The sequence below is a fragment of the Paraburkholderia atlantica genome (genome assembly GCF_009362785.1).
GTDB classification, from domain to species: Bacteria; Pseudomonadota; Gammaproteobacteria; order Burkholderiales; family Burkholderiaceae; genus Paraburkholderia; species Paraburkholderia atlantica.
Genome location: NZ_WHNQ01000038.1, coordinates 26044 through 49669, shown reverse-complemented (window position 1 = coordinate 49669; position 23626 = coordinate 26044). Strand labels below are relative to the sequence as shown.

Here is a 23626-nt window from a genome sequence, read left to right as displayed (position 1 = left end):
GCGCTTTGCGGCATGGGTGTGCCCTTCACACCCATGCGCGCTTCACCGCACTGCCGTCATCCCCTCAGGACGCACGCGACGCCGCGACATAGGCCTTGCGATCCTCGGTCACGCGCTGCGCAGCCGGCCGCGCGTTGATCATCTTCACGTAGCTCTTCCAGTCGATCCCCGCTTCGAGCAGAAAATCGCGGCCGTAAATGGTCTGCGTCGCCATACCGACGAGCGGCAGGTTTACGTAGCCGGCGGTATCCGCGACGCTGAAGTTCTCGCCGCACAGATACGGCGCCAACTTCGCGATCCGCTTGAAGCCGGCGATGTGGTGCGTGAGCAGATTCTCGACGCGCCCTTTCGTCGCGTCGCTGACCGTGCCGCCGAAAAACGCTTCCTTGTACAGATTGCGCACCGTCAGCTCGAGATGCACATCGACGAAGAAGATCATTTCGCGTTCCTTGGCGGCCTGCCACGGATCGGCGGAGAAGATCCGCTTGTCGGGAAAACGCGCGGCCAGATATTCGACGATGCACTGCGACTCGCACAGGTCGCCGTGCTCGGTCTGCAGGTATGGCACCTTGCCGAGCGGCGAATGCTCGAGCAGCGCTTCGTTCTGACTCGGCTTCACGAAATGCTCCTCGAAGTCGATGCTGTGTTCGAGCAGCACGAACTTGACCTTGTTGTAGTAGTTGGAAAGGGCAAAACCGCACAGCTTGATCATCGGGTGTCTCCTTGTGTCATGGTGTGTGAGACCGCGCGTCGAGGTTGAAGCAGCGGCTTTCCATCGAATCATCCAAGAAACTGTACGAGCGTGCTATTCTAAAATACCCATGGAGTCGGCCATCTCAATGAACTCTCGCAATTTCAGCATCGAGACCATCGGCATCGTCGGCACTGGCGCGATGGGCCGCGGGATCGCGCAGATCGCGGCGCTCGCTGGTCTGCGTGTGCGGCTCTACGACACCAACGCGGCCGCCGTCGGCGCCGCGCGCGACTATCTCGCGGAGACCTTCGCCAAATTGACGGCCAAAGGCAAGCTCGAGCAATCGCGCTCGCTCGCCGCGCTCGCGAACGTCAGCGGCGTGCAGGCAGTGAGCGAACTGGTCGGCTGCGATCTGATCGTCGAGGCGATCGTCGAAAAGCTCGACGTGAAGCAGGCGCTGTTTCGTGAGCTCGAAACCGTGGTCAGCGGCCGCTGCATCCTCGCGTCGAACACGTCGTCGCTGTCGATCACCGCGATTGCCGCGGGCTGCACCGATCCGTCGCGCGTGGTCGGCTATCACTTCTTCAATCCGGTGCCGCTGATGAAGGTCGTCGAAGTGATCGACGGCCTGCGCAGCGACCCCGAGGCCGGCGACGCGCTAATGGATCTCGCGCGCCGCATGGGTCACACGCCGGTGCGCGCGAAGGACATGCCCGGCTTCATCGTCAATCACGCGGGCCGCGGCATGAATACCGAGGGCTTGCGCGTGGCGAGCGAAGGTGTCGCGAGCTTTGCGGACATCGATCGCATCATGCGCGAGCAGGCCGGCTTTCGCCTCGGGCCGTTCGAGCTGCTGGACCTAACCGCGCTCGACGTGTCGCATCCGGTGATGGAGTCGATCTATCACCAGTTCTACGAAGAACCGCGCTATACGCCGTCGCCGATTACGGGCATGCGGCTGTCGGGCGGACTGCTCGGCCGCAAGAGCGGCGAAGGTTTTTACCGCTACGTGGACGGCAAGCAGCAGGTTCCCGCCGAAGCGCCCGCGCCGACCACGCTGCCGCAAAGCGTGTGGGTCAGCCAGCGCTACCGCGACGCGTATCAGGCCGTCGTGCAACTGCTCGGCAAAGCGGGCGTGAAGCTCGACGAAGGCGCAACGCCCGCCGCCGGTTCACTGATCGTCGTCACGCCGTTCGGCCACGACGCGACCACCGCCGCGGTCGACGAAGGGCTCGACGCGAGCCGCGTCGTCGCCGTCGACGCACTGTTCCCGCTCGTCGGCGCGCAACGCCGCACGCTGATGACCACGCCGGCCACGACACGCGCCGCGCGCGATAGCGCGCATGCGCTGTTCACCGCCGACGGCATTCCCGTGACCGTGATCCGCGATTCGACCGGCTTCGTCGCGCAGCGGGTGGTCGCGACGATCGTCAATATCGGCTGCGAGATTGCGCAAAAGCAGATCGCGACGCCGCAGGACATCGACCTCGCCGTGATGCTCGGTCTCGGCTATCCGCGCGGACCGCTCGCGCTCGGCGATGCGCTCGGCGCCACCACCATTCTCACGATCCTGCGCAACATGCACAGCGTGCTCGGCGAACCGCGCTATCGGCCGTCGCCGTGGCTCGCAAGACGCGCGCAACTCGGCCTGTCGCTCACCCAGCGAGACGCCGCCGACATTCAAACGGAGACCCCATCATGAGCGCCGCCCTGCTCGCTTCACGCCCCGCCAGCAGCGAATCCACGCTGGTCCTCACGCTCTCGAATCCCGGTGCGCGCAACGCGCTGCATCCCGATATGTACGCGGCGGGCATCGAGGCATTCGATACCGTCGAGCGCGATCCGTCGATTCGTGCCGTCGTGATCACCGGCGCCGACGACTTCTTCTGCGCGGGCGGCAACCTGAACCGGCTGCTCGAAAATCGCGCGAAAGACCCGTCCGTGCAGGCCGATAGCATCGACATGCTCGCGCAATGGATTTCGGCGCTGCGGCTGTCGTCGAAGCCGGTCATTGCCGCGGTCGAAGGCGCTGCGGCCGGCGCGGGATTTTCGCTCGCGCTCGCCTGCGATCTGATCGTCGCCGCGGACAACGCCAAGTTCGCGATGTCGTACGCGCGCGTCGGCTTGACGCCCGACGGCGGCGGCTCGTGGTTCCTCGCGCAATCGCTGCCGCGTCAGCTGGCCACCGAGATACTGATCGAAGCCAAACCGATCGGCGCCACGCGGCTGCACGAACTCGGCGTGGTCAATCGGCTCACCAAGGCCGGCGCCGCGCTCGATAACGCGCTCACGTGGGCCGACGAGATCGGCGCGATCTCACCCAATTCGGTCGCGCGCATCAAGGGGTTGATCGCCGCGGCCGGCACGCAGCCGCTCGCGGATCATCTGGTCGCCGAGCGCGATAACTTCGTCGCGTCGCTGCATCATCGCGACGGTCTCGAGGGCATCAGCGCGTTCCTCGAAAAGCGCGCACCGATCTATAAATAAGCGACGAGAGAGCCGCCCGACATGCCCGACTACCAACTACCGAAACGGCGCCGTATCTTCCTGATGCGTCACGGCGACGTCACCTACTTCGACGACTCCGGCCGCGCGATCGATCCCGAATCCGTGCCGCTGAACGCGAACGGCCGCGAGCAGGCGAGCGCGGCGGGCCGTGTGTTCGCCGAGCAGCAGGTGCGCTTCGACCGCGTGATCGTCAGCGGCTTGCCGCGCACGATCGAAACCGCGCGGCGCGTGCTCGTCGAAACGGGTCAGCAGATCGAACCCGAGATCGAGCCCGCATTGCAGGAGATTCGCGGCGGGCGGCTCGGCAGCATTCCGCCGAGCGATATCGAGGCGGCGTTTCTCGGTGTATTCGACGGCATCGTGCCGGAGAGCATGCGCTTTCTCGACGGCGAAACGATCGGCGAGCTGTTCGATCGCGTGCTGCCGGCCATCGCGGCGCTGCGCGCAGACACGTCGTGGGACACCGTGCTGCTGGTGCTGCACGGCGGCGTCAATCGCGCGATCCTGTCGCACGCGCTGACGGCGGGCGGCCGCACGTTCTTCGGTCATCTGTCACAGGCGACCGGCTGCATCAATGCGCTCGATGTCGGCGCCGCGCCGCGCGACTGGGTGCTGCGCATGCTCAACTATTCACCGCCGTCGCCGCTGCATCGCGACGTTCGCAACACCACGATGGAAATCCTCTACGCACAATTCATCCGATTCCAGCGTAGCTGACACCGAACTGGAGGAGACACATGGCGCAAGCCACGCAGACCGGCGAACCCGCAGGCAAACAGGACTACTCGGCTTTCGAGGGCACCCGCCCGGTCAACGAGCGGCAACGCTTCGACACCGATGCGCTCGCCGCGTGGCTGGCTAGCCATGTCGACGGCTTCGCGGGACCGCTGACGCTCGAGCAATTCGCGGGCGGGCAATCCAATCCCACGTTCAAGCTGATCACGCCGTCACGCTCGTACGTGATGCGCGCGAAGCCCGGACCCGCCGCGAAGCTGCTGCCGTCCGCGCACGCGATCGAACGCGAATATCGCGTAATGCATGCGCTCGCCGACACCGACGTGCCGGTCGCACGGATGCTCGCGCTGTGCGAGGACGAAAGCGTGATCGGACGCGCGTTCTACGTAATGGAGTTCGTCGAAGGCCGCGTGCTGTGGGATCAATCGCTGCCCGGCATGACGCCCGCCGAGCGCGCGGCGATCTACGACGAAATGAATCGCGTGATCGCGGCGTTGCACAGTGTCGACGTCGGCGCCGCCGGCCTCGCCGACTACGGCAAGCCAGGCAATTACTTCGTCCGCCAGATCGGCCGCTGGAGCAAGCAGTATCTGGCGTCCGAGACCGAACCGATCGACGCGATGCATCGGCTGATCGAATGGCTGCCGCAGCATATGCCGGCCGACACGAACGAGCGCGTGTCGGTCGTGCACGGCGACTACCGGCTCGACAACCTGATCTTCGATCGCAACGAGCCGCGCGTGCTCGCGGTGCTCGACTGGGAACTGTCGACGCTCGGCGATCCGCTCGCCGACTTCGCGTATCACTGCATGGCGTGGCATGTGGACCCGGCGCAGTTCCGCGGCATCGCGGGGCTCGATTGGGCCGCGCTCGGCATTCCCGATGAGGCGCGGTACGTCGAGCGCTATTGCCAACGCACCGGCTTCGAGATTCGTGGCGACTGGAACTTCTATCTGGCCTACAACATGTTCCGCATCGCCGCGATCCTGCAAGGAATCATGAAGCGCGCCGTCGACGGTACCGCGTCCAGCGCGCAGGCGCTCGACGCCGGCCGGCGGGCGAAGCCGATGGCCGAACTGGCCTGGCATTACGCGCAGAAGGTTCTTTAGACACGAGGGCTCGCCCTGCTCCCCCATTATTCGCAGTCCGTTACCCGCGAGGTCCCAGATGAATTTCGATTACACCCCGAAGGTCCAGGCGTTGCGCGAAAAACTGCTCGCCTTTTTCGACGAGCACATTTATCCGAACGAGCAGGCGTTCTATGCGGAGATCGCGCGCAATCGCCAGAACGGCAATGCATGGGTGCCCACCGAACTGATCGAGCAATTGAAGCAGAAGGCGCGCGATGCCGGCCTGTGGAATCTGTTCCTGCCGCAATCGGAGCGCGGCGCCGGCCTGACGAATCTCGAATACGCGCCGCTGTGCGAGATCATGGGCCGCGTGCCCTGGGCGCCCGAAGTGTTCAACTGCAACGCGCCGGACACCGGCAACATGGAGACGATCGAGCGCTACGGCAGCGAAGACAACAAGCGCGAGTGGCTCGAACCGCTGCTGCAAGGTCAGATCCGTTCGGCGTTTCTGATGACGGAGCCGGAGGTCGCGTCGTCGGATGCGACGAACATCCAGACTAGCATCGTGCGCGATGGCGACCATTATGTGATCAATGGCCATAAGTGGTGGTCGTCGGGTGCGGGCGACCCGCGCTGCGCGATCTATATCGTGATGGGCAAGACCGATCCCGCCGCGCCACGCCATCAGCAGCAGTCGATGATCCTCGTGCCCGCTGACGCCGCAGGCATCACCGTGCATCGTCCGCTCACAGTGTTCGGTTACGACGACGCGCCGCACGGCCACATGGAGATCACGCTCGACAACGTGCGCGTGCCCGCCACCAACCTGCTGCTCGGCGAAGGCCGCGGCTTCGAAATCGCGCAAGGCCGTCTCGGCCCGGGGCGCATCCATCACTGCATGCGCCTGATCGGTCTCGCCGAACGCGCGCTCGAACTGATGGCGAAGCGCTCGCTGCAACGTGTCGCGTTCGGCAAGCCGGTTGCATCGCAAGGCGTCACGCAGGAGCGTCTCGCCGAAGCGCGCTGCATGATCGAGCAGGCGCGTCTGCTTACGTTGAAGACCGCGTACATGATGGACACCGTCGGCAACAAGGGCGCGCGCGGCGAGATCGCGATGATCAAGGTGGTCGCGCCGAACATGGCGTGTCAGGTGATCGACTGGGCGATTCAGGCACACGGCGGCGGCGGTGTCAGTGATGATTTCCCGCTCGCGTATGCGTATGCGTCGGCGCGCACACTGCGTTTCGCCGACGGCCCCGACGAAGTGCACCGCAACGCGATCGCCAAGCTCGAACTCGCGCGTCATATGGATGCGGGCGCGGCGGGCCGCGTGGAGATGCCGGTCACCCGCGTTTGAGCGCTTCGGCCCAAAGTGGGTGCGGCCGTTGAGGTCACTGCAAGCAGCATCGCGCGATCTATGCTCTAATTTTCGACAACGGCGGCGCCCTCTTTGCGGCGCCGCTTCGACGAACAAGGAGCCAGGATGATCGATGTCTATAGCTGGGCGACCCCGAACGGCCACAAGATTCATATCATGCTCGAAGAGACGGGCCTACCCTACAACGTGCATGCCGTGAACATCGGTGCCGGTGACCAGTTCAAGCCCGAATTTCTTGCCATCAGTCCCAACAACAAGATTCCCGCGCTGGTCGATTCCGAAGGTCCGAAAGGCGCCGACGGACGGCCGTTCGCGCTATTCGAATCGGGTGCAATTCTGATTTATCTGGCCGAGAAAACCGGCAAGTTTCTTCCAGCCGACCCGGCCGCGCGCTACGCAGCACTGCAATGGCTGATGTTCCAGATGGGCGGCCTCGGTCCGATGCTCGGCCAAACGCATCACTTCCGCGTGTATGCACCCGAGCAGATCGAATATGCGGTCAACCGCTACACCAACGAGGCGCGACGCCTGTACGGCGTGATGGACACGCAACTCGGCAAGACGCGTTATCTCGCTGGCAACGACTATACGATCGCGGACATCGCCGCGTTTCCGTGGACCCGTTCGTGGAAAAATCAGGGCGTCGACCTCGATACGTTGCCGAACGTGAAGCGCTGGCATGAAGAGATCGCCGCGCGGCCGGCGGTAGTGCGCGGCGTCGACGTGCTCGCATCCGCGCGCGTGCCGCTGATGGACGACAAGGCGAAAGAAATTCTGTTTGGCGCGACGCAGTACGCGAAACACTAGTTGCGGGCAGTCTCGCTGACGCGGCTCGACACGAGCAGAAAGCGCGAGCGGCATCCCTGCCGGCTCGCGCTTGTTCATTTCCTCCGCGAAGGGCAAACGCTAGAAGTAATGCCGCGTGATGAACTCCGCGACGCACACCGGTCGTTCGCCGCCCTGACGCTCCAGCGTGACGTTCCACGCGATTTGCACGCCGTTGTTGTCTACGTCGGTCACCGACTCGACGACGAACTTCCCACGCAGCGATGACCCCACGAGCACCGGCGACATGAAACGCACACGGTTCAAGCCGTAGTTGACGCCCATACGTTGCTCGATCTTCACCGTTGCGCCGAGCAAAGCCGGAATCAGCGACAGCGTCAGAAACCCATGCGCGATCGGCCCGCCAAACGGCGATTCCCGTTTGGCCCGCTCGGGATCGATGTGAATCCACTGATGATCGCCGGTCGCCTCGGCGAAACGGTCGACCCTGTCCTGATCGACGCTCAGCCATTCGCTGACCCGCGGCTCCGCGCCGATGAGCGCGCGCAAAGCGTCCGCATTATCGAAAGCGGCGATCGTCGCCGCGCTCGCCGTCATGCCGCCGCTCCCGGATTGCGCAGACCGAACATGCCGTTTGAGCGCACTGTGATCACCGTGTCGCCGTGCTGATTGATACCCTCCCAGCGCGTCGACACGATGCCGCGATCGGGCTTGCTCTGCGACACCCGCTTATCGACGATGACGTTGATCATCGTGATCGTGTCGCCGACTCGCACCGGCTTCAGCCAGCGGACTTCGTCGATGCCGGGCGAACCCATCGACGTCGAATCCGCCAGCACCTTGCGCACGAGCATGCCCATCATCACCGAGCAGGTGTGCCAGCCGCTCGCGACGAGGCCGCGGAACGGCGATTCGGCCGCGGCAGCTTCGTCGAGATGAAACGGCTGCGGATCGAACTTCTGCGCGAACTCGACAATTTCCTCGCGGGTGAAAGTGTGCTTGCCGATTTCGTGGCTCGTACCCACTTCCATGTCTTCGAAACATATTTTCATCGTGCACCTCCTTTGTTCGGTGGAACGGCCCGATCAGACTTCGGCGACTGCAAATCCCGGCAGCGCGGCAAATCGCGCAAGATGATGATCGACGTCGCCGAGCGTGGTCTCGATGATCGCGAGGCGCTTGAACAGATGCGCGGCCGCCACTTCATTCGTGACGCCCATGCCGCCGTGCAACTGCACCGCCTGTTGACCGACGAAACGGGCGGCCTGGCCGACCCGAACCTTGGCCGCGGAGATCGCGCGGCGGCGTTCGATCGCGTCTTCAGTTGCATAGCGCATCGCCGCCAGATACGTGATAGAACGCGCCTGCTCCGCGTGGATCAGCATCTCGACCATGCGATGCTGTAGCGCCTGGAAACGCGCGATCGGCTGGCCGAACTGCTGGCGCGTTTTCGTGTACTCGACGGTGGCGTGATTGAGCGCGTCGAGCGCGCCGATCGCCTCCGCGCACAGCAGCAGCGTGCCGTAGTCGGCGATCTGCTCGAGCGTTGCCGCCCCCGCATGTTCGCCGGCGAGCCGGCGCGCGGGCGTGCCGTTGAATTCGAGCGTTGCGGCGCGTTGACCGTCGATCGTGCGGTATTCGGTGAGCGTGACACCGGCCGCGTCGCGCGCAACGACAAAGAGTGCGATCTCCCCATCGAGGCGCGCCGGCACGATCCAGTGGTCCGCCTGCGCGCCGTGCAGCACGACAGATTTTGTGCCGCTCAGCGTTTGCTGCGCGCCCTGCCCGCTCGCGATCGTCGCGACGTCGAACAGATCGTAGCGGGCATGCGGCTCATGAAACGCCACGGCCAGCTTGCCTTCGCCCTGGGCCGCCCGTTCGAGCAGGGCGGCATCTTCGCCGTCGCCGGTGCCGGCGAGCCGCAACGCTTCGATGCCGACCGCCGTCGCCCAATACGGCTCGACGACGAGCGCGCGGCCGAGCTCCTGCATGACCACGAGCATGTCGATCGGGCCGCCGTTGAAGCCGCCCTGCGCTTCCGGCACCGGCAACGCGGTCAGCCCCAACTCGGTGAACGCAGCCCAGTGCGCGGCCGATACGCCCGCCTCCGAGCGCACGATCGCCTGGCGCGCTTCGAAGCCGTAGCTCTTCTCGAGATAGCGTCGCAGCGCATCGGCAAATTGCTGCTGTTCGTCGTTGAAAGTGAAGTCCATGCGCCGCTCCTCAAAGTCCGAGAATCATCTGCGCGATGATGTTCTTTTGAATTTCGTTCGAGCCGCCATAAATCGACGTCTTGCGGAAGTTGAAGTAGTACGCGGCAAGCGGCGCGGCATCGTCGTCGCCGGCAAGACTGTGCTCGCGTTCGCCTTCGAGGAACGGTACGTCGAACGGCGCGGCCAGCGGACCGATCGCTGCGAACATCAGTTCCGTGAGCCCCTGTTGCACTTCCGTGCCCTTGATCTTCAGCATCGACGCTTCCGGGCCCGGGCCGCGACCGCCCGCCTCGTTGGCCACCACGCGCTGTACGGTGACTTCGAGCGCCATTAACTCGATTTCGAGACTCGCGACCTTTGCCGCAAATACCGGGTCGTGCAGCAGCGGCTTGCCGTTCTTTTTCTGATTCAGCGCGACACGCTTGAGAAACACCAGTTCACGTTTCGATGCACCGACTCGCGCGATGCCGGTTCGCTCGTGCCCGAGCAGATATTTCGCATAAGTCCAGCCGCGGTTTTCTTCGCCGACCAGATTGTCGACCGGCACTTTGACGTCCTCGAAGAACACTTCATTGACTTCGTGATCTTCGTCGAGCGTGATGATGGGCCGCACCGTGATGCCCGGCGTTTTCATGTCGATCAGAAGGAACGAGATGCCCTCCTGCTTTTTGGCGCCGCTGTCGGTGCGTACGAGGCAGAACATCATGTCGGCGTGCTGGCCGAGTGTGGTCCAGGTCTTCTGACCATTGACCACGTAATGATCACTGACGCGCTCAGCGCGGGTGCGCAGCGACGCCAGGTCGGAACCCGATCCCGGCTCCGAATAGCCCTGACACCACCAGTCAGTGCCGTCGAGAATACGCGGCAGATAGCGGCGCTTCTGCGCCTCGTTACCGTATTTCATCAGCACTGGCGCAACCATCGACACGCCGAAAGGCAGCACGGTAGGTGCGCCAATACGCGCGCACTCTTCTTCCCAGATATGTCGTTGCGTCGCGTCCCAGCCGGGGCCGCCATATTCGCGCGGCCACGCGACCGCCGACCAGCCTCGCGTGCCGAGCAGCCTGTGCCAGCTTGCGAAGTCTTCGCGGGAAAGACGTTTGTGATTTAGAACCTTGCTGCTCAGCTCGCGAGGTAGATTCGCTTCGAGCCAGGCGCGGATGTCGGCGCGGAACGCGTCTTCAGCGGGGGAATAGTCCAGATTCATGCGTAGTGTCTCCTGGCCGCCACCACCCAGCCGCCCGGAGCCACTGCGCTACTGCAGTGGTTCCTTCAGCGCAGCCGGAACCGGTAGCGGCATCACTTCGATGCCTTCCTCGACCAAGGCACGCGCATCCTCCGGTGTCGTGACACCGCGAATACTGCGCGCGGGCGCTTCGTTGTAGTGAATGCGCCGCGCTTCCTCGGCGAAGCGGTCGCCCACGTTCTCGGTCTTCTCCAGTACCTCGCGCAGCGCCCGAATCATGTGCGCCTGCATTTGCTCCATGCCCGCCGGCGTTTTCGAGTCGGTCGCGCCCGACAGATTCAGACGCGGTGCCGACGGCAAACGGCTCACCTCGTGCGCACCGCAGATCGGACATTCGACGAGCTTGCGGGACTGCTGCGACTCGAAGTCATCAGCCGAAGCGAACCAGCCTTCGAACCGATGGCCATGCGGACACTGTAAATCGAGGACCTTCATGTGGAATCAGGGCTTGCGTGCCAGTTTAGCGCAAAATGGAAATTTGTGAACGATCGTTCGTAAAACTTTAAGGCCGACGCGCAGCCGCCAGCTGCCGCAGGGGAATATCACGCGGGTGCGCGATTTTAACGCTTTACGGCATGTGCTGCCGAAGGCGGCCCGAGCGGTAAACGGTGCCGCATTCGCTCGCTTCTCCAGCCCGCTTGTGGCGCCCCGTTACGCCACGAGGTTGCCGAGTCGACGGCTCACACGCGGTTCGATCTGACGGGCCTCCTTCGTCAGATTGATCTGCTTCGCCAGTTTTGCGACGTCCGCCACACCGATCTCAATCTCGTACCCGCCCCGCGCGATCAGCCATTCGAGCACGTCCGTCAGATGCCATACCGACGCACTGCCTTCGTGGACCGGCGGCGGGAAGTCGATGGCGTTGTTCAGCATCAGCTTGCGCATGTTTTGCCGCGACACGCCCGCCATTTCGGCTACGTCGGTCAGCCCCACGAAGTCAGGTCCTGCCTCTGCCAGCTGCGCGGACGGCACTGCGCGTTTCACATCCTTGAGCGCGCTGGTGACAGCCTCGAATGCGCTCGCGCCTTCACGGGTGAAAAGCAGCGCGAGGCGGCCCGGTTGCCCGACGCCAATCGTGGCGTCGTCGCACCCCGCTTCGCCCAACCGCTCGACGATTGCGTCTGCATCGCAATCTTCCGCAGCGAGGCGGTACTTCAACGTGAACACATATTCCATACGTTACTCCTGTCTTTGTTGAGCCCAGGTTATTGCGATTCCGGTTTGCTACCTACGAAGCCACTAGCGCCGTGCCGCGCAGTTGCCGACGATGCGCCGCAAGTGTCTGGCGTGATTGCCGGGATTTTTCGGCGTACTCCAGACGCTCGATATACAGAACTCTCCGCAACGACATTCGGCGTCGTGGTACGGGCAATAGATTTTTCCCCACGCATGACCTCTTCCGCCGTCCTGAACGCGCCAGCCGTGCTGCTCCGCGTACGCCAATGCGGCCTCGATCTCCTTCTTCGTGTGCCTTCGTCGAACCATCGACACCTCCAATGTAGTCGCTCAATCTTGAGTTGTCAATTGACAACCTCGGATTGAGGTGAAATCAGATCACTCCGATGACTAGCGTCGGTTATCCAAAACAAAAATCGACGACGGACTCGGTGACCGGAGGGTTCATACTAGCCGGCCGTCGGGGCCACGACGAGCCAGCTAGATGGCATAGGAAGCAGCCTATTGTTCAGCCAGAAAGAAACCGCGCAGCCAATGACAAAGCCCCTGCCGGTCATCGACCAACAGGGGCTTCGTTAAACCGCAACGCGGATCAGCCATCGGGAAGACGCGAGCTTATACCGTCTCGGGCGCCTCAGTCGGCCACGTACCCGACAGCACTTTCTCGAGCCAGAAGGTACCGATGATCGTCTTCACATCCGTGATCTTGCCCGTGCGCACCCACTCGGACACTTGCTCCACGGTCGCGGTGAACAGTTCGAGAAACTCGCCTTCGTCCAGCTTGCGCTCGCCCGCGGTCAAGCCCCGCGCGAGATAGATATCGATGAATTCGGTCGAGTAGGAAATGATCGGGTGAATCCGTGTCAGGTACACGTACTCGCGCGCGGTATAGCCGGTTTCCTCGCGCAGTTCCCGCACCGCGCACGCCAGCGCACCCTCGTTCGGGTCGAGCTTGCCGGCCGGATATTCGACCATCACCTTGCCCATCGGATAGCGATACTGACTTTCGAGCAGCACGCGACCGTCGTCGAACAAGGGGATCACCATGACGGCGCCCGGATGCTGAACGTATTCGCGCGTCGCGTGTTTGCCGTCCGGCAGTCGGACCGTATCGTACTTGACCGTCATGAACGGTCCTTGATGGACCGTTTTGCTGTCGATACAAGTCTCGGTTAGCGCGGCGTCGTGATTGGGAAGTTCAGCCATGTGCGGACCTCAGAACAGCCAGGCGCGCGACGGCGGGACGCCGTCAGCGGCGTTTGACGAGATATTGGAAGGTAAAGCCGGGAAACGCGAACACGACGAACAGCGCGAACGTGATCGCGTAGAACTGCCAGCCCTGCTCGAAGCGATTTCCCGCGCGCGCTTCGAGCAGAAAGCCCAGCGTTCCGACCACGAAATACAGCACGATCAATTCGGCAATCCGGAGCCAGGCGCTTTTTTTCGCCGCTTTCAACGGCACCGCGGCGAAGAGCCGCTGATTCAGGAACGGCAGGTTGGCGCCGACTAGCGCCAACAGCACGATAAACCAGCCCGCAGCGGACATCAGAGCAGCAGCGTGTGCTGAATAGCCTGCAGGCAGGCGCGCAGCAGCGGATCAGGCACGATACCGAGCACCAGCACGGCAACGCCGTTCAACGCGAGCAACGCACGCGTGCTCGTGTCCGCCACGATCACCGACTTGTCTTGCGGTTCGTCGAAGTACATCAGTTTGACGATACGCAGGTAGTAGAACGCGCCGAACAGCGACGTGATCACGGCAAGCACGGTGAGCCAGGTCAGGCCTGCGTTCATCGTCGCTTGCAGCACGGCGAGCTTCGCGTAGAAGCCGACTGCCGGCGGAATACCCGCGAGCGAGAACATCATGATCATCATCACGAACGCGAAGACCGCGCTGCGCTGATTGAGGCCCTTGAAGTCCTCCAGCGTGTCCGCTTCGAAGTCGCGGCGCGCGAGCAGCATGATGACGCCGAAGGTGCCGAGCGTCGTGATCAGGTAGACGATGCTGTAGAACATCGCCGAGCCGTACGCGCTCGCGGCGCCCGTGGTCTTCTGATCGACCACGCCGGCAAGCAGGCCCAGCAACACGAAGCCCATGTTCGAGATCGCCGAATACGCGAGCATCCGCTTGACGTTGCGCTGCACGATACCGGTGATGTTGCCGACGATCAGCGACAGCGCCGCCAGAATCACCAGCATCTGTTGCCATTCGACCGCGAGCGGCAGCAGGCCCATCACGAGGAAACGCAGACCCCACGCGAACGCCGCGACCTTCGGACCGCCACCGACGATGAGCGTCATCGCCGTCGGTGCACCCTGGTACACGTCAGGCACCCACATATGGAACGGCACCGCGCCCATCTTGAACGCCACGCCCGCCACGATGAAGATCACGCCGAACAGCAGCACGGTCGGATCGTAGTGGCTCGTGTTAATCGCCTTGAACACTTCGTTCAGGTCCAGCGAGCCGGTCGCGCCGTACAGCATCGAAACTCCGTACAGCAGGAAACCGGAAGCCAGCGCGCCGAGCACGTAGTACTTCATCGCTGCTTCGTTCGACGACGCGACTTCGCGGCGCAGCGCGATCACTGCGTACAGCGACAACGACATCAGTTCGAGACCGAGATACAGCGTCAGGAAGTTGTTGCCCGAGATCATTACGATCTGGCCGAGCAGCGAGAACATGCCGAGCAGGAAGAAGTCGCCACGGAACAGGCTACGGTCTTCGAGATAGCGACGCGAATAAACGATCGTCACCGCATAGCCGAGCGACACCACCGCCTTCATCACGTTGGCGAACGGATCGACCACGTACATGTGATCGAAGAAGTAATGCACTTGCGGGTCGAACGCATTGATCGCGAACCAGATCCCGGCGACGAGCGTCGAGAAGAACGCGATGAAATACGTGGTACGGCGACCCTCTGGGCCGACGAACGTGTCGTTGAGCCACGCGATGACAATGGCGAACATCACCAGTGCGTCAGGCAACAGAGCAGTCATAGGGGCGTTTTGCATGGTCTTAAGTTCCTCCGCTCGTCGTTACTGAGGCAACGGCAGCTTCGATTGCGCAACGTGGGAGAGGAGGTTTTCCACGGATACGTGCATCACATCGGTAAAGGGCTTCGGATACAGGCCCATGAACAGCGTCAGTGCGGCGAGCACTGCCAGCATGAAAAATTCGCGACGGTCGATGTCGACCAGGCTCTTCACGTGGTCGTTCGCGACCGCGCCGAAGTAGACACGCTTGTACATCCACAGTGTGTAGGCCGCGCCGAGAATCAGCGTCACAGCCGCGCCGCTCGCGATCCAGAAGTTGTACTGGACGGAAGCCAGAATCACCATGAATTCGCCGACGAAACCGGAGGTGCCCGGCAAGCCGCAATTCGCCATCGCGAACAGCATTACGAATGCCGCGAACTTCGGCATCACGTTGACGACACCGCCGTAATCAGCGATCTGACGCGAGTGCATGCGGTCGTACAGCACGCCGATGCACAGGAACATTGCGCCCGACACGAAGCCGTGCGAGATCATCTGCACGATCGCGCCTTCCGCGCCGAGCTGATTGAAGATAAAGAAGCCGAGCGTGACAAAGCCCATGTGCGCGATCGACGAATACGCGACCAGCTTCTTCATGTCAGCCTGCACCATCGCAACGAGACCGATATAGATCACGGCGATCAGCGACAGCGTGATGATGACCGGTGCGAGGAAATGGCTCGCATCAGGCGTGATCGGCAGCGAGAAGCGCAGGAAACCATACGCACCGAGCTTCAGCATGATCGCGGCCAGCACGACCGAACCGCCGGTAGGCGCTTCCACGTGTGCGTCCGGCAACCACGTGTGCACGGGCCACATCGGCACCTTCACCGCGAAGGCCAGGAAGAACGCGATAAACAGCAGCACCTGCGGCGTCATCGCGATCTGCGCGTGCTGCCACGTCGCGATGTCGAACGAGCCGGTCTCGTTGTACAGATAGATCAACGCAACCAGCATCAGCAGCGAGCCCGCCAGCGTGTACAGGAAGAACTTGAACGCCGCGTACACACGGTTCGCCCCGCCCCACACACCGATGATGATGTACATCGGAATCAGCGTCGCTTCGAAGAACACGTAGAACAGCATGCCGTCCGCCGCGCTGAACACGCCGACCATGATGCCCGACAGGATCAGGAAGGCCGCGAGGTACTGGCCGACATTCTTCGTGATCACTTCCCACCCTGCGATCACGACGATCACCGTGATCAACGCGGTCAACGAGACGAACCACATCGAAATGCCGTCCACGCCGAGGTGATACATGATGTGGAAGCGCTGGATCCAGTTCGCCTGCTCGACGAACTGCAGATCGGCGGTGCTCGAATCGAAGCTGGTGATCAGCGGCAGCGTGACGAGAAAGCTCAGGACCGAGCCGATCAACGAGATCCAGCGCGCGGGAGCGGGGTTCTCGTCGTTGCCGATCGCGAGGACCAGCAGGCCGAAGAAGATCGGCAACCAGATCGCGATGCTGAGAATCGGATAAGCGTGCATGAGTGTCCCTCGCCTTATTTGCCGCCGAGCGTTACAAACAGGGTCAGGAGCCCCAGCATGCCGATGATCATGGCGAACGCGTAGTGGTAGATGTAGCCGGATTGGAGGAAGCGGATCACGCTAGCGAACCAGCCGATAAAGCGTGCGCTGCCGTTGACGATGCCGTCGATCACGACCACGTCGCCTTCCTTCCACAGACCCCGGCCAATGGCCACCGCACCCCGCGCAAACACGACTTCGTTGATCTTGTCCATGTAGTACTTGTTATCGAGCAACGTGTAGATCGGGCCGAATGCGCGCTTGATGACAGCGGGCAGATCCGGACGGACCAGATACAGGAACCATGCGACGACCACGCCAGCGAGCGCGAGCCAAACCGGCAGACCCGACACTGAGTGCAGGCCCATCGACGCCCAGCCCTGGAACTCTTCGGCCATCTCACGCAGCGCCGGATGGTTCTCGCTGATGTAGATCACCTTGTCGAACGCGACGCCGTGCTGGAAGAAGTCGCCGAACAGCATCGGACCGACACCGATCGCGCCGATCACGATCGACGGAATCGCCAGCAGCACGAGCGGCACCCACACGACCCACGGCGTTTCGTGCGGCTCGTGAGCGTGGTCGTCGTGACCATGACCATGGTCGTCGTGGCCGTGCGCGCCATGTGCATGCGACGCGGCTTCTGCGCCCATCGGCGATTCCGGGTGCTTCGGATTGCGGAAACGCTCCTCGCCGTGGAACACCATGAAATACATACGGAACGAATACAACGCGGTCACGAACACGCTTGCGACCACCGCGAAGTACGCGAAACCCGAGCCCGGCAGATGCGACAGCTTCACCGCATCGATGATCGAGTCTTTCGAGTAGAAGCCCGAGAAGAACGGCGTGCCGATCAGCGCGAGCGAACCGATCAGCGACGTGATCCACGTGATCGGCATGTACTTGCGCAGACCGCCCATGTTGCGCATGTCCTGATCGTGATGCATGCCGATGATCACCGAACCCGCGCCGAGGAACAGCAGCGCCTTGAAGAACGCGTGCGTCATCAGGTGGAACACGGCAACCGAGTAAGCCGACGCGCCGAGCGCGACCGTCATGTAGCCGAGCTGCGACAGCGTGGAATAAGCGACCACCCGCTTGATGTCGTTCTGGACGATGCCGAGGAAACCCATGAACAGCGCGGTAATCGCACCGATGACCATGACGAACGACAACGCCGTATCCGACAGCTCGAACAGCGGCGACATGCGCGTGACCATGAAGATACCGGCCGTCACCATGGTCGCCGCGTGAATCAGTGCGGAGATCGGCGTCGGGCCTTCCATCGAGTCCGGCAGCCACACGTGCAGCGGGAACTGCGCCGACTTACCCATCGCGCCGATGAACAGGCAAATGCAGGCCACCGTCAGCAGGCCCCAGTCGGTACCCGGGAAGTTCAGCGCCGCGAGTTCGGTACGCTTTGCGAAGACTTCGCCGTAGTTCATCGAACCGGCGAACGCGAACAGCAGACCAATGCCGAGCAGGAAACCGAAGTCGCCGACGCGGTTCACGATGAACGCCTTCATGTTCGCGTAGATCGCGCTTTCACGCTTGAAGTAGAAGCCGATCAGCAGGTACGAAACGAGACCCACCGCTTCCCAGCCGAAGAACAGCTGCAGGAAGTTGTTGCTCATTACGAGCATCAGCATCGAGAACGTGAACAGCGAGATGTACGAGAAGAAGCGCTGGTAGCCGTCGTCGTCGGCCATGTAGCCGATCGTGTAGATGTGCACCATCAGCGACACGAAGTTGACCACGACGATCATCATCGCGGTCAGCGAGTCGACCAGGAAACCGACTTCCAGCTGTGTCTTGCCGATCGACATCCATTGATAAACGGTCGCGTTAAAGCTCGCGCCGTCCATCACCTGCAAGAAGACCATGACCGACAGGATGAACGAAATCGCGACGCCGAGGATCGTGACCGAATGCGCACCCGCCCGTCCTATCGCCTTGCCGAACAGCCCTGCAACCAGGGAACCGGCGAGCGGTGCCAGCGGAATTGCCAACAGCAGGTTTTCATTGAGTATCGTGGACATAACCGCTTTTCCTGAAATTAACCTTTGAGCTGATCGAGATCCTCGACATTGATCGTGTCGAGACTACGGAACAGGGTCACCAGAATTGCGAGACCGATCGCCGCTTCGGCTGCCGCAACCGTCAGCACGAAGAAGACGAAAATCTGGCCGTGCACGTCGCCCAGGTAGTGCGAGAACGCGACAAAATTGGTGTTCACCGCGAGCAGCATCAGTTCGATCGCCATCAGGATGATGATGACGTTGCGACGGTTCAGGAAAATGCCGACGATGCTGATCGCAAACAGGATCGCGCCGAGGACAAGGTAATGAGCAAGGGTCAACATGATTTCTATCTCCTGTCCGCTCAGCTGTTCTTGGCTGCTGCCGAGTCGGCTGCTGCTGCGGCTGCCGCGGCTGCCGCTTGTTCCGCCGCGATGGTCGCCGCGGTTTTCTCCGACGGCATCTTCACGACGCGCACGCGGTCCTGGGCACGCACCTTGACCTGCGCGCTGACGTTCTGACGCTTGCTGTCCTTCTTGTGGCTCGTGGTCAGCGCGATCGCCGCGATGATGGCGACCAGCAGAATCAGGCCCGCGATTTCGAACGCGAAGATGTAGTTGGTGTAAATGACCTTGCCGATCAGGCGCGTGTTCGACCAGTCGCCCATACCGGCGGCGGCCGAGGCCGTGTCGTGGAGCGCGGTGGCGGTCGCGCCGTAGCCATGCCACAGGATCAGCGCGGTCTCGATCACGATGATCGCGCCCACTGCCGACGCCATCGGCACGAAGCGTTTGAAGTCCTTGCGCAGCACGTCGAGATTGATGTCCAGCATCATCACGACGAACAGGAACAGCACCATCACCGCGCCGACGTAGACCAGCACCAGCAGGATCGCAAGGAACTCGGCCTCGAGCAGCATCCAGATCGCGGCTGCGTTGAAGAACGCCAGCACCAGAAACAGTGCGCACGCCACCGGGTTGCGCGAGGTGATCACCTTCAGCCCTGAAACCACGAGGAGCAGCGCGAAGATGTAGAACAGTACGGTCGTGAATTCCATGATTACCGGTTCATCGTTAGGCCATCGTCAGGCATTGTTCTTTGGCACGCGTGATTGGCAAAAGCGGACCAAACCGCCCGTGCCGCCACACAGGTGCGCCGTGCCGCGGCGTTCAGGCCGCGGCGGTCGGCCCGACAGCAGGCCGTGTTACTGCTTTTACTGCCGCATTTACTGCATCAGCGGGAAAGCGCTTCAACGATACGGTGCGTCGGCCGCCTTGTTGGCGGCGATTTCTGCTTCGTAGCGGTCGCCGACGGCCAGCAGCATTTCCTTCGTGAAGTACAGGTCGCCGCGTTTCTCGCCGTGATACTCGAGAATGTGCGTCTCGACGATCGAGTCGACCGGGCAGCTCTCTTCGCAGAAACCGCAGAAGATGCACTTGGTCAGGTCGATGTCGTAGCGCGTCGTGCGGCGCGTGTTGTCCGCGCGCGTTTCCGATTCGATCGTGATCGCGAGCGCCGGGCACACTGCTTCGCACAGCTTGCAGGCGATGCAGCGCTCTTCGCCGTTTTCATAGCGGCGCAGCGCATGCAGACCGCGGAAACGCGGCGAGATCGGGGTCTTTTCTTCCGGGAACTGCACGGTGACCTTGCGCTGGAACGTGTAGCGTCCGGTCAGCGCGAGGCCTTTCAGCAGTTCCGTGAGGAAGAAAGTCTTGAAGAAGTTTTGGATTGCGGTCATAGGTTCGTCCGCCCTTTATTTCCAGATGTTCAACGGCGACATGATCCAGAAGCCGACCACCACGAGCCACACCACGCAAACTGGAATGAAGACCTTCCAGCCGAGACGCATGATCTGGTCATAGCGATAGCGCGGGAACGTGGCACGCGCCCAGATGAACACCGACAACAGGAAGAAAACCTTGGCGACGAGCCAGACGATGCCCGGGATGAACGACAGGAACCCGAACGGTGCGCTCCAGCCGCCGAGGAACAGTGTTGCAGCCAACGCCGAGATCACGATCATGTTGATGTACTCGGCGAGGAAGAACAGCGCGAACGCCATACCCGAGTAATCGATCATGTGGCCCGCGACGATTTCCGATTCGCCTTCCACCACGTCGAACGGGTGACGGTTCGTTTCGGCGATGCCCGAGATGAAGTACACGACGAACATCGGCAGCAGCGGCAGCCAGTTCCACGACAGGAAATTCAGGCCGTGCGAGGCGAAGAAGCCCTGCTCCTGTGAGCCGACGATGCCCGACAGGTTCAGCGTACCGGCCGTCATCAGCACGACCACCAGCGCGAAGCCCATCGAGATTTCGTACGAGACCATCTGCGCGGCGGCGCGCATCGCACCGAGGAACGCGTATTTCGAGTTCGACGCCCAGCCGGCCAGAATCACGCCGTACACGCCGATCGACGAGATCGCCATCGCGTACAGCAGGCCCGCGTTGATGTCGCCGAGCACCGCGCCTGCCTGGAACGGGATCACCGCCCACACCGCGAACGCCGGCACCACCACCATGATCGGCGCGATGACATAGATCCAGCGGCTCGCCTGGGCGGGCTGAATCACTTCCTTGAGCAGCAGTTTCAGGACGTCGGCGATTGGCTGCAAAAGGCCGCCGGGGCCGACGCGGTTAGGACCGAGACGCACGTGCATCCAGCCGATCAGCTTGCGCTCCCAGAGGATCAGGTAAGCGACGCACAGCAGGATCACGACGGCCACCACCAGGATGCGCACGAGTGCCCACACCGTGGGCCATGCCACACCGAGAAGCTGGGCGCCGCCCGAGTTGATCGTATCGAACAAGCTCATTTACGCCTTCTCCACCACCAGTTCACCGAACAGGCTGCCCAGCGCTGCACCGGCAGGCGTAGCCGCCGATACGCGGACGACCGTCTCCGCAAGATTCGCGTCGCGCACGGCCGGCAACTGCACCGCTTGCTCGCCCTGACGAACGCGCACCGCGTCGCCCTCTTTCAAACCCAGTTTATCGAACAGCGCTGCCGGCAGGCCGACCGAATTCGCCGTACGGGCCGCCGCGGTCAGATGCAGCGACTCCGCACGACGCACCAGCGCGTCGGCATGATAGATCGGCACGTTCGCGAGACGCTCGAACTTGCCTTCCGCCGCCTTCACGGCCTTGCCGCGCGTCAGCGCGACGCCAGTACGGTTCGACAGACGCGAACTGAGTTCGCCGTCGCCGAGCGCAGCCGTGCGCACTTCTTCAACCGTGTCGTATTCGAAGCCCGGCGCGCCGAGCAGGCTGCCCAGCACGCGCAATACCTTCCACGCCGGACGCGTGTCGCCGAGCGGACGCACGACGCCGTTGAAAGCCTGCACCGTGCCTTCCGCGTTGACGAACGAACCGCCTGTTTCGGTGAACGGTGCAATCGGCAGCAACACGTCGGCGTAGTCGGCGCCGGTCTGGAACGGCGACATCACGACGACCATTTCGGCCTGCTTCAGCGCGGCAAGCGCCTGCGCCGGATTGGCCGTGTCGAATTCGGGTTCGAGGTTCAACAGCAGATAGCCCTTGCGCGGCTGCTCGAACACTTCGCGTGCATTCAGACCGCTTTCGCCCGGCAGCGCGTTCACGAGGTGCGCGCCGACCGTGTTGGCCGCTTCGGTCAGGAAACCGAGCGTAGCGCCGGTCGCGTCGGCAATCCATTGCGCCGCGGCATGAATCGCCGCGAAGTCCGGGTGACGGACCGCTTCGTTGCCGAGCAGCACGACGCGCAGTGCGCCGTTGGTCAGCGATTTCGCGATCTGCTTGTGTGCGTCCGACGGCTGCGTGCCCGCGAATGCTTCCGGTAGCGCGACGCCCTTCGCTTCGCCCACCGCGCCGGCGATTCCCGCGAGTGCGTCGAGCCATGCCGACGGTGCCGCGACCACACGATGCGCCTGCGGGATCATCGCGTCGTCGTTGGTGGCCTGGATCAGCGTGAGCGCCGAGCCGCCGCGTGCGACCTGGCGCAGACGCGCCGCGAACAGCGGATGATCACGGCGCAGATCCGAGCCGATCACGAGCGCCGCGTCGACGTTCGACAGATCGGCGATCGTGCCGCCGAGCCACGGCGCGCCGGTAACGGGCGCCGAGAAATCCGACTGACGCAGACGGAAGTCGATGTTCGGCGTGCCGACCGCTTGCGCGATCTGCTTCAGGAGGAACAGTTCTTCGACCGTGCTGTGCGCGCTCGACAGCGCCGCAAGCGCGTTCGCGCCGTGGTCGCCCGCGATGCCCTTCAGACCCTTGACCACGTAATCGAGCGCGGTCTGCCAGTCGGTTTCGACCCACTGGCCGCCCTGCTTGAGCATCGGTTTGGTCAGACGCTCGGGGCTGTTGAGGCCTTCGTACGAGAAGCGGTCCTTGTCCGAAATCCAGCACTCGTTGATCGCTTCGTTCTCGAACGGCAGAACGCGCATCACGCGATTGTTCTTCACCTGCACGATGAGGTTCGCGCCGACGGAATCGTGCGGGCTCACCGACTTGCGGCGTGACAGCTCCCACGTACGGGCGCTGTAGCGGAACGGCTTGCTGGTGAGCGCGCCGACCGGGCACAGGTCGATCATGTTGCCCGACAGTTCGGAGTCGACCGTCTTGCCGACAAACGACGTGATTTCCGAATGCTCGCCGCGGCCCAGCATGCCGAGTTCCATCACACCGGCGATTTCCTGGCCGAAGCGAACACAACGCGTGCAGTGAATGCAGCGCGACATCTCTTCCATCGAGATCAGCGGGCCCACGTTCTTGTGGAACACCACGCGCTTTTCTTCGCTATAGCGCGATGACGACTTGCCGTAACCGACAGCCAGATCCTGCAGTTGGCATTCGCCGCCCTGGTCGCAGATCGGGCAGTCGAGCGGATGGTTGATCAGCAGGAATTCCATCACAGCTTGCTGGCCCTTCACCGCCTTGTCCGACTTGGTGCGCACGATCATGCCGGCCGACACAGGGGTCGCGCACGCAGGCACGGCCTTCGGCATCTTCTCGACATCGACCAGACACATCCGGCAATTGGCCGCAATCGACAGCTTCTTGTGATAGCAGAAGTGAGGAATGTAGGTGTCGACCTTATGTGCAGCCTGGATCACCATGCTGCCTTCAGGCACCTCGACTTTCTTGCCGTCTATTTCCAGTTCAACCATGATGGTCAATCTTCCTTAACCTGTTACCGCTCAATCGTTCGCCTGTTCATCGCCCGCTTCGGGCGATGAATCCTG

24 protein-coding genes are annotated in these 23626 nt (G+C 62.6%); 6 read left to right on the top strand and 18 right to left on the bottom strand.

Annotated elements, in window-relative coordinates:
- Window positions 1-64: 64 nt before the first annotated feature.
- Complete coding sequence (locus GCT19_RS34030) at window positions 65-712, bottom strand: glutathione S-transferase family protein (protein WP_152854388.1); 648 nt, start codon at window positions 710-712, stop codon at window positions 65-67.
- Window positions 713-839: 127 nt separating this feature from the next.
- Here GCT19_RS34030 and GCT19_RS34025 point away from each other — a divergent pair, with 127 nt between their 5' ends.
- From GCT19_RS34025 to GCT19_RS34000, 6 genes are all read left to right on the top strand, one after another.
- Window positions 840-2396 (top strand): 3-hydroxyacyl-CoA dehydrogenase, encoded by a 1557-nt coding sequence (locus GCT19_RS34025; protein ID WP_152854387.1) that lies wholly within the window; start codon window positions 840-842, stop codon window positions 2394-2396.
- Window positions 2393-3181, top strand: a complete 789-nt coding sequence (locus GCT19_RS34020; RefSeq protein ID WP_152854386.1) for an oxepin-CoA hydrolase, alternative type — start codon at window positions 2393-2395, stop codon at window positions 3179-3181. Before GCT19_RS34025 ends, GCT19_RS34020 begins: the two co-directional genes overlap by 4 nt.
- A 21-nt stretch (window positions 3182-3202) precedes the next feature.
- Window positions 3203-3919 (top strand): histidine phosphatase family protein, encoded by a 717-nt coding sequence (locus GCT19_RS34015; RefSeq protein WP_018431482.1) that lies wholly within the window; start codon window positions 3203-3205, stop codon window positions 3917-3919.
- 20 nt (window positions 3920-3939) lie between these two features.
- Window positions 3940-5046, top strand: a complete 1107-nt coding sequence (locus GCT19_RS34010) for a phosphotransferase (protein ID WP_018431483.1) — start codon at window positions 3940-3942, stop codon at window positions 5044-5046.
- Window positions 5047-5104: 58 nt separating this feature from the next.
- Complete coding sequence (locus tag GCT19_RS34005; protein WP_018431484.1) at window positions 5105-6364, top strand: acyl-CoA dehydrogenase family protein; 1260 nt, start codon at window positions 5105-5107, stop codon at window positions 6362-6364.
- Window positions 6365-6490: 126 nt separating this feature from the next.
- Complete coding sequence (locus GCT19_RS34000) at window positions 6491-7192, top strand: glutathione binding-like protein (protein ID WP_152854385.1); 702 nt, start codon at window positions 6491-6493, stop codon at window positions 7190-7192.
- A 99-nt stretch (window positions 7193-7291) separates the two neighbouring features.
- On the opposite strand, the gene GCT19_RS33995 is transcribed toward GCT19_RS34000, so the two are convergent.
- From GCT19_RS33995 to nuoG, 17 genes are all read right to left on the bottom strand, one after another.
- Window positions 7292-7768 (bottom strand): MaoC family dehydratase, encoded by a 477-nt coding sequence (locus GCT19_RS33995; protein WP_152854384.1) that lies wholly within the window; start codon window positions 7766-7768, stop codon window positions 7292-7294.
- Window positions 7765-8223: a MaoC family dehydratase gene (locus tag GCT19_RS33990; RefSeq protein ID WP_018431487.1), complete on the bottom strand. Its 459-nt coding sequence runs from the start codon at window positions 8221-8223 to the stop codon at window positions 7765-7767. The genes GCT19_RS33995 and GCT19_RS33990 overlap by 4 nt, the downstream gene beginning before the upstream one ends.
- A gap of 33 nt (window positions 8224-8256) precedes the next feature.
- The gene (locus GCT19_RS33985; RefSeq protein WP_152854383.1) at window positions 8257-9384 is read right to left on the bottom strand and encodes an acyl-CoA dehydrogenase family protein; all 1128 of its coding nucleotides are present in this window, start codon (window positions 9382-9384) and stop codon (window positions 8257-8259) included.
- 10 nt (window positions 9385-9394) lie between these two features.
- Window positions 9395-10591 (bottom strand): acyl-CoA dehydrogenase family protein, encoded by a 1197-nt coding sequence (locus GCT19_RS33980; protein WP_152854382.1) that lies wholly within the window; start codon window positions 10589-10591, stop codon window positions 9395-9397.
- Window positions 10592-10639: 48 nt separating this feature from the next.
- Window positions 10640-11065 (bottom strand): DUF1178 family protein, encoded by a 426-nt coding sequence (locus tag GCT19_RS33975; protein ID WP_152854381.1) that lies wholly within the window; start codon window positions 11063-11065, stop codon window positions 10640-10642.
- Window positions 11066-11281: 216 nt separating this feature from the next.
- Complete coding sequence (locus GCT19_RS33970) at window positions 11282-11806, bottom strand: helix-turn-helix transcriptional regulator (protein WP_152854380.1); 525 nt, start codon at window positions 11804-11806, stop codon at window positions 11282-11284.
- A 63-nt stretch (window positions 11807-11869) separates the two neighbouring features.
- Window positions 11870-12115, bottom strand: coding sequence for a hypothetical protein (locus tag GCT19_RS43685; RefSeq protein ID WP_152854379.1), 246 nt, complete (start codon window positions 12113-12115; stop codon window positions 11870-11872).
- Between the two features lie 306 nt (window positions 12116-12421).
- Window positions 12422-13012, bottom strand: coding sequence for an NUDIX domain-containing protein (locus GCT19_RS33960; protein WP_013088948.1), 591 nt, complete (start codon window positions 13010-13012; stop codon window positions 12422-12424).
- A 43-nt stretch (window positions 13013-13055) separates the two neighbouring features.
- The gene (locus GCT19_RS33955) at window positions 13056-13352 is read right to left on the bottom strand and encodes a DUF2818 family protein (RefSeq protein ID WP_013088947.1); all 297 of its coding nucleotides are present in this window, start codon (window positions 13350-13352) and stop codon (window positions 13056-13058) included.
- Window positions 13352-14824, bottom strand: coding sequence for an NADH-quinone oxidoreductase subunit NuoN (gene nuoN, locus GCT19_RS33950; protein ID WP_013088946.1), 1473 nt, complete (start codon window positions 14822-14824; stop codon window positions 13352-13354). Before nuoN ends, GCT19_RS33955 begins: the two co-directional genes overlap by 1 nt.
- 24 nt (window positions 14825-14848) lie before the next feature.
- Window positions 14849-16339 (bottom strand): NADH-quinone oxidoreductase subunit M, encoded by a 1491-nt coding sequence (locus GCT19_RS33945; RefSeq protein ID WP_018431493.1) that lies wholly within the window; start codon window positions 16337-16339, stop codon window positions 14849-14851.
- Window positions 16340-16353: 14 nt separating this feature from the next.
- Window positions 16354-18420, bottom strand: a complete 2067-nt coding sequence (nuoL, locus tag GCT19_RS33940) for an NADH-quinone oxidoreductase subunit L (RefSeq protein ID WP_013088944.1) — start codon at window positions 18418-18420, stop codon at window positions 16354-16356.
- 17 nt (window positions 18421-18437) lie between these two features.
- Window positions 18438-18743, bottom strand: coding sequence for an NADH-quinone oxidoreductase subunit NuoK (nuoK, locus tag GCT19_RS33935; protein WP_006052894.1), 306 nt, complete (start codon window positions 18741-18743; stop codon window positions 18438-18440).
- 20 nt (window positions 18744-18763) lie between these two features.
- Window positions 18764-19456 (bottom strand): NADH-quinone oxidoreductase subunit J, encoded by a 693-nt coding sequence (locus GCT19_RS33930; protein ID WP_013088943.1) that lies wholly within the window; start codon window positions 19454-19456, stop codon window positions 18764-18766.
- 192 nt (window positions 19457-19648) lie between these two features.
- Window positions 19649-20137 carry an NADH-quinone oxidoreductase subunit NuoI gene (nuoI, locus tag GCT19_RS33925; RefSeq protein WP_018431494.1) on the bottom strand — a complete coding sequence of 163 codons (489 nt, stop codon included), beginning with the start codon at window positions 20135-20137 and terminating at the stop codon, window positions 19649-19651.
- 15 nt (window positions 20138-20152) lie between these two features.
- On the bottom strand, window positions 20153-21217 hold the full coding sequence (gene nuoH / locus GCT19_RS33920) for an NADH-quinone oxidoreductase subunit NuoH (protein ID WP_013088941.1): 1065 nt from the start codon (window positions 21215-21217) through the stop codon (window positions 20153-20155).
- Complete coding sequence (nuoG, locus tag GCT19_RS33915) at window positions 21218-23551, bottom strand: NADH-quinone oxidoreductase subunit NuoG (RefSeq protein WP_152854378.1); 2334 nt, start codon at window positions 23549-23551, stop codon at window positions 21218-21220. It lies immediately after the preceding gene.
- Window positions 23552-23626: the final 75 nt, after the last annotated feature.